The organism is Micromonospora sp. LOL_014, assembly GCF_048060245.1.
Taxonomy (GTDB): Bacteria; Actinomycetota; Actinomycetes; order Mycobacteriales; family Micromonosporaceae; genus Micromonospora_E.
In genome coordinates this window covers 24,879-40,551 of record NZ_JBHMIP010000019.1, presented here as the reverse complement: position 1 = coordinate 40,551, position 15,673 = coordinate 24,879, and the positions used below count along the sequence as shown (strand labels likewise).

The 15,673-nt window shown below is 71.9% G+C and carries 15 protein-coding genes and 2 pseudogenes; 7 read left to right on the top strand and 10 right to left on the bottom strand.

Features of this window, described 5'->3' with window-relative positions; translation table 11 throughout:
* Positions 1-31: 31 nt before the first annotated feature.
* The 3 genes and pseudogenes from hemC to ACFHW1_RS17630 all read right to left on the bottom strand — a co-directional run.
* Positions 32-967: pseudogene (hemC, locus tag ACFHW1_RS17640) on the bottom strand (hydroxymethylbilane synthase); the annotation flags it as partial.
* Positions 964-2,283 (bottom strand): glutamyl-tRNA reductase, encoded by a 1,320-nt coding sequence (locus ACFHW1_RS17635; protein ID WP_416556249.1) that lies wholly within the window; start codon positions 2,281-2,283, stop codon positions 964-966. The pseudogene hemC and the gene ACFHW1_RS17635, both read right to left, overlap by 4 nt.
* The gene (locus ACFHW1_RS17630; RefSeq protein WP_416556250.1) at positions 2,280-3,116 is read right to left on the bottom strand and encodes a redox-sensing transcriptional repressor Rex; all 837 of its coding nucleotides are present in this window, start codon (positions 3,114-3,116) and stop codon (positions 2,280-2,282) included. Before ACFHW1_RS17630 ends, ACFHW1_RS17635 begins: the two co-directional genes overlap by 4 nt.
* A gap of 338 nt (positions 3,117-3,454) precedes the next feature.
* Between ACFHW1_RS17630 and ACFHW1_RS17625 the strand changes: the two genes are divergently transcribed.
* Positions 3,455-4,753, top strand: a complete 1,299-nt coding sequence (locus tag ACFHW1_RS17625) for a sensor histidine kinase (protein ID WP_416556251.1) — start codon at positions 3,455-3,457, stop codon at positions 4,751-4,753.
* A gap of 24 nt (positions 4,754-4,777) precedes the next feature.
* Complete coding sequence (locus ACFHW1_RS17620; RefSeq protein ID WP_416556286.1) at positions 4,778-5,422, top strand: response regulator; 645 nt, start codon at positions 4,778-4,780, stop codon at positions 5,420-5,422.
* Between the two features lie 5 nt (positions 5,423-5,427).
* On the opposite strand, the gene ACFHW1_RS17615 is transcribed toward ACFHW1_RS17620, so the two are convergent.
* Together ACFHW1_RS17615 and ACFHW1_RS17610 are read right to left on the bottom strand one after the other, a co-directional pair.
* Positions 5,428-6,075: an HAD family hydrolase gene (locus ACFHW1_RS17615; protein WP_416556252.1), complete on the bottom strand. Its 648-nt coding sequence runs from the start codon at positions 6,073-6,075 to the stop codon at positions 5,428-5,430.
* Positions 6,076-6,159: 84 nt separating this feature from the next.
* A complete protein-coding gene (locus ACFHW1_RS17610; RefSeq protein WP_416556253.1) occupies positions 6,160-6,417 on the bottom strand; it encodes a glutaredoxin family protein in 258 nt (85 codons plus the stop codon).
* A gap of 255 nt (positions 6,418-6,672) precedes the next feature.
* On the opposite strand from ACFHW1_RS17610, the gene ACFHW1_RS17605 reads away from it, so the two are divergent.
* From ACFHW1_RS17605 to ACFHW1_RS17585, 5 genes and pseudogenes are all read left to right on the top strand, one after another.
* On the top strand, positions 6,673-6,804 hold the full coding sequence (locus tag ACFHW1_RS17605; protein ID WP_416556254.1) for a hypothetical protein: 132 nt from the start codon (positions 6,673-6,675) through the stop codon (positions 6,802-6,804).
* Positions 6,801-7,739, top strand: a complete 939-nt coding sequence (locus tag ACFHW1_RS17600; RefSeq protein WP_416556255.1) for an ECF subfamily RNA polymerase sigma factor, BldN family — start codon at positions 6,801-6,803, stop codon at positions 7,737-7,739. The genes ACFHW1_RS17605 and ACFHW1_RS17600 overlap by 4 nt, the downstream gene beginning before the upstream one ends.
* A 243-nt stretch (positions 7,740-7,982) precedes the next feature.
* A pseudogene (locus tag ACFHW1_RS17595) lies at positions 7,983-8,867 on the top strand (DUF5667 domain-containing protein); the annotation flags it as partial.
* Positions 8,868-9,182: 315 nt separating this feature from the next.
* Complete coding sequence (locus ACFHW1_RS17590) at positions 9,183-10,058, top strand: HAD family hydrolase (protein ID WP_416556256.1); 876 nt, start codon at positions 9,183-9,185, stop codon at positions 10,056-10,058.
* A gap of 87 nt (positions 10,059-10,145) precedes the next feature.
* The gene (locus ACFHW1_RS17585) at positions 10,146-11,315 is read left to right on the top strand and encodes a hypothetical protein (RefSeq protein ID WP_416556257.1); all 1,170 of its coding nucleotides are present in this window, start codon (positions 10,146-10,148) and stop codon (positions 11,313-11,315) included.
* 5 nt (positions 11,316-11,320) lie between these two features.
* Here the strand turns inward: ACFHW1_RS17585 and ACFHW1_RS17580 are convergent, their stop codons facing one another.
* The 5 genes from ACFHW1_RS17580 to ACFHW1_RS17560 all read right to left on the bottom strand — a co-directional run bounded on the left by ACFHW1_RS17580 (position 11,321) and on the right by ACFHW1_RS17560 (position 15,657).
* Complete coding sequence (locus ACFHW1_RS17580; protein WP_416556258.1) at positions 11,321-12,184, bottom strand: lysophospholipid acyltransferase family protein; 864 nt, start codon at positions 12,182-12,184, stop codon at positions 11,321-11,323.
* Positions 12,181-13,248, bottom strand: coding sequence for an NAD-dependent epimerase/dehydratase family protein (locus ACFHW1_RS17575; protein WP_416556259.1), 1,068 nt, complete (start codon positions 13,246-13,248; stop codon positions 12,181-12,183). The genes ACFHW1_RS17580 and ACFHW1_RS17575 overlap by 4 nt, the downstream gene beginning before the upstream one ends.
* 64 nt (positions 13,249-13,312) lie before the next feature.
* On the bottom strand, positions 13,313-13,414 hold the full coding sequence (locus tag ACFHW1_RS17570; protein WP_007465623.1) for a 30S ribosomal protein bS22: 102 nt from the start codon (positions 13,412-13,414) through the stop codon (positions 13,313-13,315).
* Between the two features lie 221 nt (positions 13,415-13,635).
* Positions 13,636-13,848 carry a helix-turn-helix domain-containing protein gene (locus tag ACFHW1_RS17565; protein WP_123605749.1) on the bottom strand — a complete coding sequence of 71 codons (213 nt, stop codon included), beginning with the start codon at positions 13,846-13,848 and terminating at the stop codon, positions 13,636-13,638.
* A 195-nt stretch (positions 13,849-14,043) separates the two neighbouring features.
* Entirely contained in the window at positions 14,044-15,657 is a 1,614-nt protein-coding gene (locus tag ACFHW1_RS17560; RefSeq protein WP_416556260.1) for a hypothetical protein, read from the bottom strand.
* Between the last annotated feature and the right edge of the window lie 16 nt (positions 15,658-15,673).

Here is a 15,673-nt window from a genome sequence, read left to right as displayed (position 1 = left end):
GCACCGCGCCGTCGCCATCCGCGGCCCTGGACGGACCGCCGGGCGTGGCCCCCGGAAGGATCGTGTCGGCTCCGGCGTCGAGCAGCTCGGCGGCGAGTGCCGCGCCGATCTCGACGGCGGTGGCCGGGGGACCGGTGCGCGACAGTCTGATCTCCCGGAGTCCGTCCGGGCTGATCACCGCCCCGCGCAGGTAGATCTCGTCGCCGTCATCCCCCTCGGCGACTTCCGCGTACGCCGCGACCGGTGCGCTGCAGCCGGCCTCCAGCGTCGCGAGCAACGACCGTTCCGCGGCGACCGCGGCTCGGGTCGGTGCATGGTCGAGCATGCCGAGCAGCTCGACCAGGTCGGTGTCGTCGGCCCGGCATTCGACGGCCAGGGCGCCCTGGGCGGGCGCCGGCAGCATCAGCATCGGGTCGAGAGTCTCGGTGATCTCGGCGGTCCGGCCGAGCCGGGCCAGGCCGGCCCGGGCCAGCACGATCGCGTCGAGATCGGGCTGCGGGCCGCGCACCCGGCCGATCCGGGTGTCCACGTTGCCCCGGATCGGGGTGACCACGAGCTGACGCCCGAGGGCGTTCAGCTGGGCGATCCGGCGCAGTGCCCCGGTGCCGACGGTGGCCCCCGGCGCGAGTTCGGCGAGCATCCGGCCGTCCCGGCTGATCAACGCGTCGCGCGGATCCTCCCGGGGCGGCACCGCCGCGACCAGCAGCTCCGCCTGACCGGCGGTGGGCAGGTCCTTGTACGAGTGGACCGCGAAGTCGATCTCCTTGGCCAGCAGCGCGTCGCGTAGCGCGGAAACGAACACGCCGACGCCGAGCGCGGCGACCGGCGCGGTGGACCGGTCCCCGGCGGTGACGATCTCCACCAGTTCGACGTCGCGGCCGGTGGCGGCGCGCAGTGCGGCGGCGACCCGACCGGACTGGGCGGTGGCCAGGGCGCTGCCCCGGGTGCCCAGGCGCAACACACTCATCGGTCGGCCTCCAGGTCCGGCACGTCGCCGGCGGCGGAGGTGCCCGGCACCTCCAGGTCGAACAGTTGGCGCAGCAGCGCGGCGTACTGGTCACCACCGGGCTCGGCGGCGAGCTGACGCACCCGTACGGTCGGCGAGTGCAGCAGCCGCTGGACCACCCGGTGCACGGTGTGCGCGACCTCGGCGCGCTGGTCGTCGGTGAGGTCCGGCCGACGCTGCGCGAGTCGGCGCAGCTCGGCGCCGACCACGTCGTCGGCCCGGCCGCGTAGCGCGGCCACGGTGGGTGCCACGTCCGCGCCGCGCATCCAGCTGAGGAAGGACTCCACCTCGGTGTCGACGATCCGGGTGACGGCCGCCGTGTCGGTCGCGGCGGGCGCGTCGGTGAGTGCGCCGGCCAGGCCGTCGATGTCGATCACCGCGACGCCGGGCAGCGCCGCGGCGGCCGGCTCCACGTCCCGGGGCACTGCGAGGTCGAGCAGGACCAGCGGGCCGGTCCGGTCGGCCGGGCGGGCAGCCAGGACCCCGGTGACGGCGTCGCGAGTGAGTACCGGCTCGGCCGAGGCGGTGGCGCTGATCACCAGGTCGACCTGGCTGAGCGCGGCCGACAACTGGTCGTACGGCACCGCAGTGGCACCGTAAGCACCGGCCAGCCGGACCGCCCGGTCGTCCCGGCGGTTGACCACCCGGATCGACTCGACTCCCAGCCGGGCCAGGGTGGCGACCGCCAGGGCGCCCATTGCGCCCGCGCCGAGAACCAGCACCGGCCGGCCGGGCAGCCCACCGGGCAGCAGGTCGCCGCCGACCCGCAGGGCCGCGCTGACCACGCTCTGCCCGGCCCGGTCGATCCCGGTCTCGGCGTGTGCCCGCTTGCCGACCCGCAGCGCCTGCTGCATGAGCTCGTGCAGCAGCCGGCCGGTGGCGTCGGCCTCGTTGGCGACGTGGTAGGCGTCGCGCAACTGGCCGAGGATCTGCGCCTCGCCGACCACCATCGAGTCGAGCCCGGCCGCCACCCGGAACGCGTGTTCGACGGCGGCCTGGCCGTAGTGCACGTACAGGTGGTCGGCCAGTTCGCCGGGGGCACTGCCGACCCGCTCGCCCAGCACGCCGCAGATGTCGGCGAGACCGCCGTGGAAGCCGGTGACCGCCGCGTACACCTCTACCCGGTTACAGGTGGAGAGCACGACGGCGGCGTCGACGTACGGCTGGGCGAGCAGCCGGCGCAGCGTCTCGGGCACGTCGGTGGGGGCGACGGCCAACCGCTCCAGGGTGGCGACCGGCGTGGTCCGGTAGGACGCGCCGACGACGAGAAGGTTCATGAGCCGACCGCCTCCGCCGGGCCGGACGCGTCGAAGCTGGCACCGGACGCGTCGAAGCTGGCCGCTGCGGCGTCGAAGGATGCCGCGGCGGCGGGCCCGCCGCCCAGCCCACCCGGCAGCGCCGTCAGCCCCGGCACGCCGTGGTCGTGACCGGAGGCCGACTTGCGGTGCTCGTGGAAGGAGAGGATCTGCAACTCGATCGCCAGGTCGACCTTACGCACGTCTACTCCGGCGGGCACCACCAGTACGCACGGTGCGAAGTTGAGGATGCTGGTGACTCCGGCGGCCACCAACTGGTCGGCGACCTGCTGCGCGGCGGCGGCCGGGGTGGCGATCACCCCGATGGCGATCGACTCCTCGGCGGCCACCGCCGGCAGGTCGTCGATGTGCCGGACCACCAGTCCGTTGATCTGTTCACCGACCCGGTCGGTGTCGGCGTCGAAGAGCGCGGCGATGCGGAACCCCCGGCTGGCGAAGCCGGCGTAGCCGGCCAGCGCGTGGCCGAGGTTGCCGACCCCGACGAGCGCGACGGCCCGCCGATGGGTGAGCCCGAGCACGTACTCGATCTGCTCGATCAGCAACGCGATGTCGTAGCCGACGCCACGGGTACCGTACGAGCCGAGTTGAGACAGGTCCTTGCGCAGCTTGGCGGAGTTGACCCCGGCCGCGCTGGCCAGCCCTTCGCTGGAAACGGTCTCGTGACCGGCGTCGGCGAGAGTGTGCAGGGCACGGAGATACTCCGGGAGTCGCGCGACCGTCGCCTCAGGGAGGTCCGGCAGCGCCGGAACGGCGTCGACCCGGCCGGACGCGCCTGGCTGGCGGTGCTGACTCATGTGTCTCCGTGCGATGCGATCATTGACCCGCCGGCCCGGCCGGTCAGTCCGGTGCCCCTGTGGCAACCGCCGTCACCTGTTGTGCTATCGGGGCTCGTCAGGATTACAGCGTAGGCGCTTGTGAACGCGTGCACAAATCGCGATCTTGATCGACGGTGATAGACGAACCGCTGGATCCACGCTACCCGCCACACCGGTTCCATCCGGCGACAGCAGCACCATTATTACCAATTTCCGGCTTTTTGCCGCGCGCCGCTCCGACCGGGGGGACAACCCCACCGCGATCGGCGGGCCGGCAGGAGTGACCAGCCCGCCACCTGGCACCTAGCGTCACTGCCATGACCGCAGTCGGCATTCCGCCCGCCCTCGCACCGGCCAGCCGGCCGACGACGTTGCGCCGGCTGGCCAGCGACTCCCTCTACGTACTCACCAGCCTGCCGCTCGCGCTGGCGAACTTCGTCGTCGGCGTCGTCGGTTTCGCGCTCGGCGTCGGTCTGGTGGTCACCGTCGTCGGCCTGCCGGTGCTAAGCGGCACGCTGGCCACCGTCCGCGGGTTCGCCCAACTCGAACGGCACCGGATGGCGGGGGTCCTGGCCACCGCCCAGGTGCAGCCGCGATACGTGACGCCGGGACCGGACGCGGGCACCTGGCGACGGGTCCTGGCCCCGATCACCGACCCCCAGTCCTGGCTTGACCTGACTTTCGGCGTGCTGCGCCTGCCGGTGGCCCTGATCGCCGTGCCGGTCACCGTCACCTGGTGGGCCGGGGCACTGGCCGGCTCGCTCTACTGGACGTACGACTGGTTGCTGCCCGCCGACCCGGACGACGGCCTGGCGCCGCTGCTCGGCCTCGGCGACGCACCGGGCACCCGGGTCGCGTTGTACACCGCCATCGGACTGTTCTTCCTGGTCACCCTGCCGATCGTGGTACGCGGTTGTGCGTTGCTGCAGGCCGGCTTCGCCCGCGGTCTGCTCACCGGGGTGGCCCAGATGCGCGACCGGATCACCGACCTGGAGGAGCAGCGGCAGGCCGCGGTCAGCGCGGAGGCCACCGCGCTGCGCCGGCTGGAACGCGACATCCACGACGGGCCGCAGCAGCGACTCGTCCGGCTCGCCATGGACCTGGGGCGGGCCCGCGAGCAGTTGGCAGCTGACCCGGACGCCGCCCGGCGTACCCTGGACGAGGCGCTGGACCAGACCCGGGAGACACTGGCCGAGCTACGTGCCCTGTCCCGTGGCATCGCACCGCCGATCCTGGTCGACCGAGGGCTGCCCAGCGCGCTCGCCGCCCTGGCCGGACGCGGCGTGATACCGGTAGACCTGTCGGTCGACCCCCGGCTCGGCACGGCCGCGACGCGACCCGACCCGGCGGTGGAGAGCAGCGCCTACTTCGTGGTGGCCGAGGCGCTGACCAACGTCGCCAAGCACAGCGGGGCGGCCGCCTGCAGTGTCGGGGTACACCGCCACGACGGCGGGTTGACGATCGTGGTGGCCGACGACGGGACCGGCGGTGCCCACCTCGCCAAGGGGCACGGACTGGTCGGACTCGCCGACCGGGTACGGGCGCACGGCGGCACTCTCGCGGTGCACAGCCCGCCGGGCGGGCCTACCGAGATCCGCGCCGAGCTGCCCGGCTGAACCGCGATGGTAGACATGGCACCCATGCGAGTGGTGATCGCCGACGACGCCGTACTGCTGCGAGAGGGCCTGGTCCGGCTGCTGAGCGAGCACGGCCACCGAGTGGCGGCCGCGGTCGGCGACGGCCCGGCCCTGGTCGAGGCGGTCACCGAACACCGTCCGGACGTCTCGATCGTCGACGTACGCATGCCGCCGACGCACACCGACGAAGGGCTACGGGCGGCGGTGCGGATCCGCGAACTGGTCCCGGGGGCGCCGGTGCTGGTGCTGTCCCAGTACGTCGAGGTGTCGTACGCCGACGATCTGCTCGCCGACCGCGCCGGCGCCGTCGGCTACCTGCTCAAGGACCGGGTCGCCGCGATCGCCGAATTCCTCGACGCCCTCGCCCGGGTGGCCGCCGGCGGCACGGTGCTCGACCCGGAGGTGGTCGGTCAGCTGCTGGTCCGGCGCCGCCGCGACGACCCGCTGCGCCAGCTCACCCCGCGGGAACGGGAGGTGCTCGGGCTGATGGCCGAGGGGCGGTCGAACACCGCCATCGCCCGGCTGCTGGTGGTCACCGACGGGGCCGTCGAGAAGCACATCCACAACATCTTCAACAAACTCCAGCTGGCGCCGGACACCGAACAGCACCGGCGGGTGCTCGCCGCACTGACCTACCTACGAGGCTGACCGGATCAGTGATCGGCCGCCAGCCGTACCGCCTCGGTGAGGGACTCCGCGACCGGCACGCCACGGGCCCGGAGCCGGTCCGGGTCGGTAAAGCCGCCGGTGTACAGGATGCAACCTGCACCGACCGCCTCGGCGGCGTCCGCATCGTCGATCGAGTCGCCGATCAGTACGGTCCGGGCCGGGTCCACACCCAGCGCGGTCAGGTGCCGGTCGAGGTGACCGGCCTTGCGGTCGCCGCCGACCGCTGTCCGCAGCCCGTCGATGCGGCGAAAGGTCCGGGTCAGGCCGTACGTGTCGACCAACGGGACCAGCTCGTCGTGGAACCACATCGAGAGCAGCGACTGGCTGCCCGACCAGCTGAGCAGCGCCCGTTCGGCGTCCTCGGCGAGTCCGCAGGTGGTCAGACCGGCCCGGTACGCGGCGTGGAAGATCTGGTCCAGCCGGCCGAACTCCTCGGCGTCGACCGCCCGGCCGAGAACGTCTGCGTAGTAGTCCGCGACCGGCCGACGGAAGGCCACCCGGTGCTGCTCGGGGGTGAGCACCGGGCCGTCGACGGTGGCGATCGCGTGGTTGGTCGAGGTGACGACCAGCGCCAGGTCGTTGAGCAGGGTGCCGTTCCAGTCCCAGACCAGATGGGTGTCAAGCGGGGCCACGGCGGCACGATACCGGCCATTGGCGTCACCGGACCAGCAGGTCAGCCGACCGATCGGCCGCAGGCCACTCGACCGGTCACCCGGTCAGCCGACCGGTCGGCGCAGATCGTCGAGCAGCCGCTGCTCCTCGACCCGCCAGTACCCGTGTTCCCGGCCGTCGAGCAGCACCACCGGGAGCCGTTCGCCGTAGTCGCGCTCCAGCTCGATGTCAGCGGTGACGTCCTGCTCAACCCATTCGTCGCCGGTCTGCCCCGCCACCCGGGCGATCGCCGCACGGGCGTCGTCGCAGAGGTGGCAGCCGGGGCGGGTGATCAAGGTGATTCTGGGCTGGCGACGCGACACGCCGGGGAGCTTACCGCTTCCCGACAACCAAAGCGTCGGGTAACCGACAGCGGACAGCCAGTGCGACATGGGCACGCCGCCCTGCGGAAATACTTCGTCGTTGTGTAACGGACTCCACACGCGTGGGTGACGTTGGCCCTATCATCGCCTTGGGTCGACTCACCCGTTTTGCCGTGAGTCGCCACCCCTCAGCCCGAGGAGGCCGCCGTGCCCGTTGTCGCACCGCACCAGCACCTCAGGAGGGTTCGCCGGTCCATGAGGCTCACCACCGACCCGCCGGTCTGCGCCGGCATCAGCGCCGGTATCAGCACCCAGCTCACCGACCCAGGTGCCCGGGCCCGGCAACACGCCGGGTCGCCGCAGGCACGAACGGAGGACGCCCAATGAGTGTCTACTCCCCGCAGATCGTTCTCCCGTCGGCCAGCCGCGAGGTAGCTGCCGCCCGGATCGCCCTCGGCGAGGGGTTGTCGCTGCTACGTGCGTCGATGCACGAGATGCTCAGCATCACGATGCGCGGCGACGGCGACACCCGAGGGACCAGGCCACGCACCCAGCCCAACGAGGGGCCGAGCCGACGTCAGCCCGGCGCCAACAGCAAGCCGATGGGTGGCGCGGTGGCCGCCCCGGCCCGGCCGACCATGCCGACCCAGCCGGACGGCAACGAGGCGGAGACCACCGTTCTGCCGGTCATCCCCGACCAGGGCAGTCGGTCCGGCGCACCACCAGGCGGCTATCCGGACCGGCCGGACCCGTCCGATCCCGCCCGCGAGGTCTGGGCGCTGGTGGAACGGGCCCAGGCTGGCGAGACCGAGGCGTTCGGTCTGATCTACGACCGGTACGTGGACACCGTATTCCGATTTGTCTACTTCCGGGTGGGCAACCGGCAACTCGCCGAGGATCTCACATCGGATACCTTCCTGCGCGCCCTGAAGCGGATCGGCAGCTTCACCTGGCAGGGCCGGGACCTCGGGGCCTGGCTGGTGACCATCGCCCGCAACCTGGTCGCGGACCACTTCAAGTCGGGACGGTACCGACTAGAAGTTACTACGGGTGACGTGATGGATGCGGAACGCGAGGATCGCGGCCCGGAGGGAAGCCCCGAGGCAGCGGTCGTCGACCACATCACCAACGTCGCCCTACTGACCGCCGTCAAGCAGCTCAACCCGGAGCAGCAGGAGTGCATCGTTCTCCGTTTCCTGCAAGGCTTCTCGGTCGCCGAGACCGCCCGGGCGATGGGCAAGAACGAGGGGGCGATCAAGGCCCTGCAGTACCGGGCGGTACGGGCGCTGGCCCGACTCCTGCCCGACGGTTTCCAACCGTGACTAAGCCAGCACAGAAAGCGACTGCGGTCACGCGTAGTGATGAATCTCGCCACCGGCCCGTAACCCAACTGACCGCTCAGGCGTTTCTTGGGTTGCGACCGATGATGCCAGCACCTCGCCAGCCATCAGGCAGCGTGCCAGGACCCGCAACGGGTCACCTCCCCAGCGACCCTGGCCGTGGTCGCACCGGATAGTGGCGACACCCGCCACTGAAGCCGTGACCCGCGAAGGGAGGTGTCCGCGATGAGCAAGCTCTATCTCTTCCGCCGACGCGCCGAACGATTCGCACAACTTCTCGACCGCGCCGAGGGCGGAGGGCGGCACCAGGTCCGCGATCCGCTGGACGACGAGCTGGCCGGGCTCACGGCACTCGGGCGCCGAATGTCCGAAATGCCGAAATCACCGGACAGCGGCGTGGACCCGGACTACCGGGCACACCTGCGCGCCGTGCTGATCGCCACCGCCGAGCGCGAAGGCATCGGCGCCGGCGCGCCGACGGCTCCGTACCGCCGCCTGCCCGAACGGCCCCGGTCCCGCTGGTTCGCCGGTCGGGCGGCGGGGGCCCGCGCGGCGACGACCGCCGGCCGGGCCCGGACCCGCGCGGTCATCATCGCCACCGTCGCGTTCGGGGCAATCACCGTCTCCGGCATGTCCGCCGCCACCGAGCAGGCGGTGCCGGGCGACACCCTGTACGGGATGAAGCGGTCCACCGAACGGGCCCAGCTCGCTCTGGTCCAGTCCGACTCCTCCCGCGGACAACTGTTCCTCAGCTTCGCAGAAGTACGGATGGGCGAAGCGCTCATCGTGTACGACGAGCCCACCGCGTTCAGCGCAGTGCTGGACGACATGGACGGCCAGACCCGGGAAGGCGTCCGGCTGCTCACCTCCGCCGCCGCTGTCGGCGGTGACGAGAGCCCACTGGACGTGATCGACTCTTTCGTGTCCACGCAGCGTCCCATGTTGCGGCAACTCGCCGACGGGTCGGCGGCGAACCGGGACCGGGTCGGCGAATCACTCACCCTCCTCGACCGGGTCCGGGCCCGGACCACGGCATTGCGCGACGAGCTGACCTGCTCGGCTCCGGCGACCAGCGCCAGCGACGAACTCGGCCCGCTGCCGACCAGCTGCGTATCGGCCGAGCCGGCCGGTAGCATTCGTGTCCCGGGCGGCCTGGTCGGGCCGCCCGTCGGCGAGTCGTCGGGCGACCAGGGTCGCGCTGACGTAGCACCCGCCCCCGCCGCAGGTGCCGACTCGTCGATCGACCCGGAGGTCGACGACCGGCCGTCGACCAGTCCGCAGCAGCCGAGCCTCGCCGAGCCACAGGTCGGCGAGGCCACCGAGACGGATCTGCCAGGCCCGCGCCCGGCGGTCAAGGACAACCCGGCCGCTGACCGGTGACCTGACCGGGCCGGTGGCGCCGCCCGACGGGAGAGTGATGCCGGCGTGCCCCGCACCCGCAAGGTGACCATCAGTACGGACGCTGCCGGTCACACCACGGGTTGGGCGACCATCGGGCTGGCAGCCGCGACACCGGTGGCCGCTGACCAACGGGCAGCGGCCTTCTTCGACGTCGACAACACCATGCTGCGTGGTGCGTCAATCTACTGGCTGGCGCGCGGCCTGGCCGCCCGCAACTACTTCACCACCGCCGACCTCGCCCAGTTCGCCTGGCGGCAGGCGCGGTTCCGGCTGCTCGCCGCGGAACACGCCGGGGACATGTCGCACGCCCGGGAAGCGGCCCTGGCGTTCGTCGCCGGTTGGCGGGTCAGCGACGTGGAACGCCTCACCGAGGAGATCTTCGACGAGTTGATAACGTCGCGGATCTGGCCCGGCAGCCGGGCCCTGGCGCAGGTGCACCTCGACGCCGGGCAACGGGTGTGGCTGGTCAGCGCAACTCCGGTCGAGGTCGGCCGGGTAATCGCCCAGCGTCTCGGGTTGACCGGTGCGCTCGGTACCGTCGCCGAGGTCGTCGACGGAACGTACACCGGTCGGCTGGCTGGCGAACTGATGCACGGCCCGGCCAAGGCCGAGGCGATCGTGCAGCTCGCCGCAGTCGAAGGGCTCGAGCTCGCCCGCTGCAGCGCGTACAGCGACTCCGCCAACGACCTGCCGATGCTCACCGCCGTCGGACACCCGGTCGCGGTCAACCCGGACACCGCGCTGCGCCGCCAGGCACGGGAGCGGGGCTGGCAGGTCCGGGACTTCCGGACCGGTCGCAAGGCGGCGCGGATCGCGGTACCGTCGACGGTCGCCGCCGGTTTCCTGGCCGGCGCGGTGACGGCCGGCCTGGCCATCCGCCGCCGCCGGGCAACAGGCTGACCAGGACAGAGACATCCGGCTCATTCGGGCCGGGCATCCGGCCCACCCCGGCCGGCGACGCCGGCATCGGATCAGGAAGGCATCGGTGTGACGGTCACCGCACGCCCGGTCGAGTCGACCGGGGCACCCAGCCACCCGCCGGGTCGGCACCGCCACCACCGTCCGTGGCATCTGGCCGGGCTGGCCGGGGCGCTGGCAGCTGCGGTCCTGCTGGTCGTGTTGCCGCAGGCCGGCCCGACGACCAGCGCGGACGAGCCGGACCGGCTGCGTACCGTCGCCGAGGTCTGGCCGGCGGTTGAGATCACCGAGGTACCCGCCAACCTCACCGACGGGCCGGCGTACAGCCCGGTGCTGTTCCTCGACGGCGCCACCTCGGTCGGCACCGCGCCGAGCCCGGACGGCACCGCGCTGCGGCTGGTCGTGCGGGCCGCCGACGGATCGGTCCGGGAACTGCGCCGGCTCCCGCTCGGCGCTACCCCGCAGTTCGGTGGGTTCACCACCAACGGGGACACGTTGGCCTGGTCCGAGTCGGTCGCGGACGAGGACGGCCGCGGGCGGACCGAGATGTGGGCCGCCGGCTGGGCCGACGACGCCGAGCCACGCCGGCTCACTACCGACACCGGCGACGTGGTCTTCTTCAACTCCCAGTACGACATGGTGATCAACGAAGGCAGTCTGTACTGGGTCGCCGTGGCGCCCGGGACCGAACCGGCGACCGAACTGCGATCGGTCCCGCTGGCCGGCGGCGAGGTGACCGTACGCACCGATCCGGGTGCCTGGGCGTTGTCCAGGTGGCCGACGATGGTCAGCGCTGGCAGCGGCGGGACCGGCCCGATCCGGATCCGTGACCTCGTGCAACGCCGGATCACCGACGTCCCCGCCGGCCCGACCGAGCTGGTCACCTGCGGTCCCACCTGGTGCCGGGTGCTGGTGCTGGCGGCGGACGGCCCAGGCCGGATCGACCTGATGCGCCCGGACGGTACGGACCGTCGGCGCATCGGCGACGGCTCGGTGACCGCAAGCACAATCGACGTCGCCGTGCTGGACCGGTTCGAGGTGCTGTCGCTGTCGTCGGCACCCACCTCACTGACCAACTCGCAGCAGTTGATCATTTACGATCTGCAGCTCGACGAGGCGATCGTGGTGAGCGACGACGTGGGCATGGTGCTCTGCCGTGGCGGTATGCTGTGGTGGTCGGTCGGCGACGACAGCGCCGCCTCCTGGCAGGTGCTGGATCTGCGAAGCTTGACGGACTGACCGGCTCAGCGGCCGAACGGGTCCGGCCGACGATCCAGCAGCCGGTGCAGGGCCTGCTGGATCGTCTCCCGCACCTGATCAGCCAGGTTGAACACGACCAACGGGTCATCGGCGTGGTCGGCGAACTGGGTGGTCGGGATCGGCGGGCAGAACTCGATCAGCCATTTGCTCGGCAACGGCACCAGGCCAAGCGGCCCCAGCCACGGAAAGGTCGGCGTCACCGGGAAGTACGGCAGGCCGAGAATCCGGGCGAGCGGGGCGATGTTCGCCAGCATCGGATAGGTCTCCTCGGCGCCGACGATCGCCACCGGAACGATCGGCGATCCGGTCCGGATGGCCGCCGAGACGAACCCACCCCGACCGAACCGTTGCAGCTTGTAACGCTGCGAGTACGGCTTTCCGACTCCCTTGAAGCCCTCCGGGAAGACCCCGACCAGTTCCCCACCACCGAGCAACCGCTCGGCGTCCGGGTTGCAGGCCACCGTGCCGCCGAACTTGCGGGTCAGTTCGGACAGGAACGGCAGCCGGAAGACCAGGTCGGCGCTGAGCAGCCGCAGGTGCCGATGCTGCGGATGCTCGTCGTGCAGGATCGCGGTGAGCACGGCCGCATCCAGCGCGACCGTGCCGGAGTGGTTGCCGACCACGAGCCCGGCACCGTCCACCGGCAGGTGTTCGATCCCGGACACCTCGGTGCGGAACCACTCGCGGTAGAGCGCCCGCAGCACCGGCAGGAACACGCTTTCGGTGAGCTCGGGATCAAAGCCGAACTCGTCCACCTCGTACTCGCCGGCCAACCGGCGGCGCAGGAACGCCAGGCTGGCGGCCACCCGTTGATCCCAGACGTCGCCGGGTCGGTCCGGCACGGTCATGCCAGTTTCCGCTGATCGCCGACACGGGCGGCGCGGGCCCGGCGGATGCCGGCCAGGATCGCCTGTTCGGCGGCGGCCAGCCGGTCACCGGCGAGCAGCGTTCCGTCCGGGTGGGCGCGCAGGAAATCGTCGAAGGCGGCCTGCGTCGACCGCGGCTCGAACCCGAACTCGCGGATCAACCGGGAGGTGTCGACCACCCGGCCGTGGACGAACAGGTCGATTTGGTCGAACCCGTAGCGCCCTACGCCGAAGGCCCGGGTGACGCCAGCAGCGCCGGACAGCCCCGGCTCCAGCACCGGTACGGCGACCCGGCCGGCCCGCCGGATCGCCTGGGAGAGGGTGAGTACGCCCGGACCGGCGACGTTGAACGTGCCCGGACGGTCTTCCACCACGGCCCGGTGTAGCACCTCGAGCGCGTCGTCGACGTGCACGAACTGCAGCCGGGGGTCCCGTCCGAAGACGGTCGGCACCAGCGGCTGGGCGAAGTAGCGGGTCAGACTGGTCTCGGCGGTCGAGCCGATGAACGGGGCGAACCGTAACACGGTGGCGGTGACGTCGGGCCGGCGGCGGCGGAAGCCGCGCACGTACGCCTCGATGTCCAGGATGTCGCGGGCGAACCCGCCGCGCGGCACCTCACGGGGCTCGGTGTCCTCGGTGAAGACCGCCGGATCGCGGAACGAGGCACCGTACGCCGCCGTCGACGAACGCACCACCAGCTTACGCAGACCAGACGCCCGCTGGCAGGCGGCGAGCAGCTGCATGGTGCCGATGACGTTCTGTTCCTTCATCGCAGCGCGGCCGCCGTACTGCTGATCCGGTCCACTGACCACGGCCAGGTGCACGACGGCAGACGCATCGAGGTCCGCGATGATGCCACTGGCCGCACCAGCGTCGGCGCGGACCTGGTCGACGTCGCGCAACAGATCCGCGAAGTCCGGCACCGGTGTGGCGGTGTCCAGCCCGACGACCCGGCCGACCCGGGGGTCGGCGGCTAGTCGACCGGCGACCCGGGCACCGATGAATCGACTCGTTCCGGTTACCACCACGGTCGGGGACCTCACCATCGGGCCCTCCAAGTGCCGGCGGGTGACCGGAGCGTTGCTGAGCCGGGCCTGGGCCCGGCCACGGTCACTTGCCGAGACGTCGACGCTGGACGCGGGTCTTGCGCAGCAGCTTGCGGTGCTTCTTCTTGGCCATACGCTTGCGGCGCTTCTTGACCACCGAGCCCATACGAAAGCCTTTCCAACGAACGTTCGGGTCGGCCCGTGCGCAGCATGCGGGGAGGCTGACGCGTGGACCGAACGGGACAACCGGCCGGGCCGGCGGGCGGACTCACCCGCGCATACGACGGCACGGCCGGCGTCAAGCCTAGCCCGCGCGTTTCATCAGCACCAACGCGGCCCCGGCGCCAGCCGGGGGACGCGTCGGTGCTGGGCATCTCCGGATACCCGCTAGGCGGTCTCCCGGAAAGCCCCTCGCAGGTACTCGTGCACCGCGTGTTCCGGCACCCGGAACGACCGGCCGACCCGTACTGCGGAAAGCTCACCGGAGTGCACGAGTCGATAGACGGTCATCTTGGACACCCGCATCACCCTCGCCACCTCGGCGACGGTCAGGAACTTGACCTCCGACAGCCTGTCCTCGGACTGTGGTGATCCTGCCATGGTTCACCGATCCATCCCATTTCCCCGGCGCGTGCCGCCCGGCGGGACCCTTCCGCGCCGCGACGGACAACGCACGTGTTACCAGTACGGTAACGGGGTCGCTGTGACCGGCGCGATCCGTTCCGTCATTTGATCCCGACGGCGGGGCGGCCGACACCCGTACGAGCTACCGGCACGACGGCGGCGGGTGACGGCTCAGCCGACCGCCCGCCGGACGTAGTCGACGCACGCCTCCTGCAGGCCCTCCCAGGCTTCACCGAACTGCGTCCGGGCGGCCTCGTCGAGACCCACGCCGTCGTGCACCACGGACCGGAAGAACGCCAACGTCCGCTCCTCGCCGAACCGGTCGACCAGGTGCCGGACCGCCAGGTAGCCCACCCCGTACCCGGCACCTACCTGCCAGTCCTCGGCGTCCGCGGTCGGCTCGACGCTGCTCAGCGGCCCCTGCCAGTCCTGTTCCAGGACCAGCCGGCGGACGTCGTCCAGCCCTTCGTAGCGGACCACCGGCCGGCCGCCGGCCGCCGCATGCTCCGCCAGTCCCTCGATCAGCCACCAGGCGGCCCGCTCCCGGTTCCCGCCGTCCGGCAGGGACGCGGCGTGGGTCAACTCATGACGCAGCAGGTCCGGCCGGACCACGTCGCGCAGATTGGTGCCGTTGAGCACGATCTCGTAGTGTCCGCCGCCGACCGCCACCGCATACCCGGCGGTCCAGTCCGGACGGTTTCCGCCGTACCAGCTGCCCCATTCGTCGGCACCGGCGTAGAAGACCCGGTACCGGTCCGGGGCGGCACCGGAGACCGCGTACCGGTCCGCGACCGCCGCCGCCTCCTCGGCGTCGCGCAGCAGGTCGGGCAGCAGATCCCGGTACTGCGGGGTGGTCGCCACCAAGGTCCGGTTGCCGGTCGCGACGACCAGTTCGCTGACCTCCCAGGGCCGCGGCCCGTCCTGCAGGGTCAGCGACGGCTCGACCGCCACGAGGCGCAGCCGTCCGCCCTCGGTGCTCCAGCGCTGACCGACCACCACTTCGCTGGTCTCGCAGGAGGGCGCCACGAAGCAGTGCTGGTAGCTGACCAGCAACCGCCATTCGGTGCCGGTCGGTGACGGGGCGGTCGGTGACGGTGGCGGGCCTGCGGTTACCGGCGCGGTCGCCGTCGGTGCGGCGGTGACCGTGGCCATGGCCGTCGGTGCGGTGGTCGTCGTCGCGGTCGGCGCGGCCGACCCGGTGGCCGCCGACGTGGGCGTGGCGCTGGCGGTCGGGTCGAACTCGACCGGCAGCGTACTGACCGACGGGCGCCACGCCGTCACCTGCATCGCGCGCAGGGTCTGGAACTGGCGGGCCAGATCGTCGTGGGCGGCCGAGCCGGGTTCGGCGACCGCGAGGAAGCCCCGTTCGTTGCCGGCGATCAGCGCGGCGGCCTGCTGGTCGAGCAGGGCGTTGATCTGGGTACGCAGCCAGGCCTGGACAGCGGCCGGCGGATCACCCGGCACCGGGCTGGCCGGCGGGCCGGTCTGCGGGGTGGCCGTCGGCTCGATCACCGGCGGTTCCGGGCTGGGCAACCGGTCGATCAGCGCCACCGCACCGACCACCGGCACGGCGCAGAGCAACACCGTCGCGACGATGCCGAGCACCGGCCAGAGCGACCAGCGCCGCTCCGGCGGCGGGATCACCGGGATCGGCGCAGGATCCGGCCGCTCCGGCTGGTCCATCGGGGACGAATCTGGTTCGTCCGATCCATCGGACTCCGGCCGGCCCGTCGAACTGTCCGGCTCCGGCTCATCGGTCGGTACGGAGTCCTGCCGGTCGGTCACCCGCCGAATGATACGG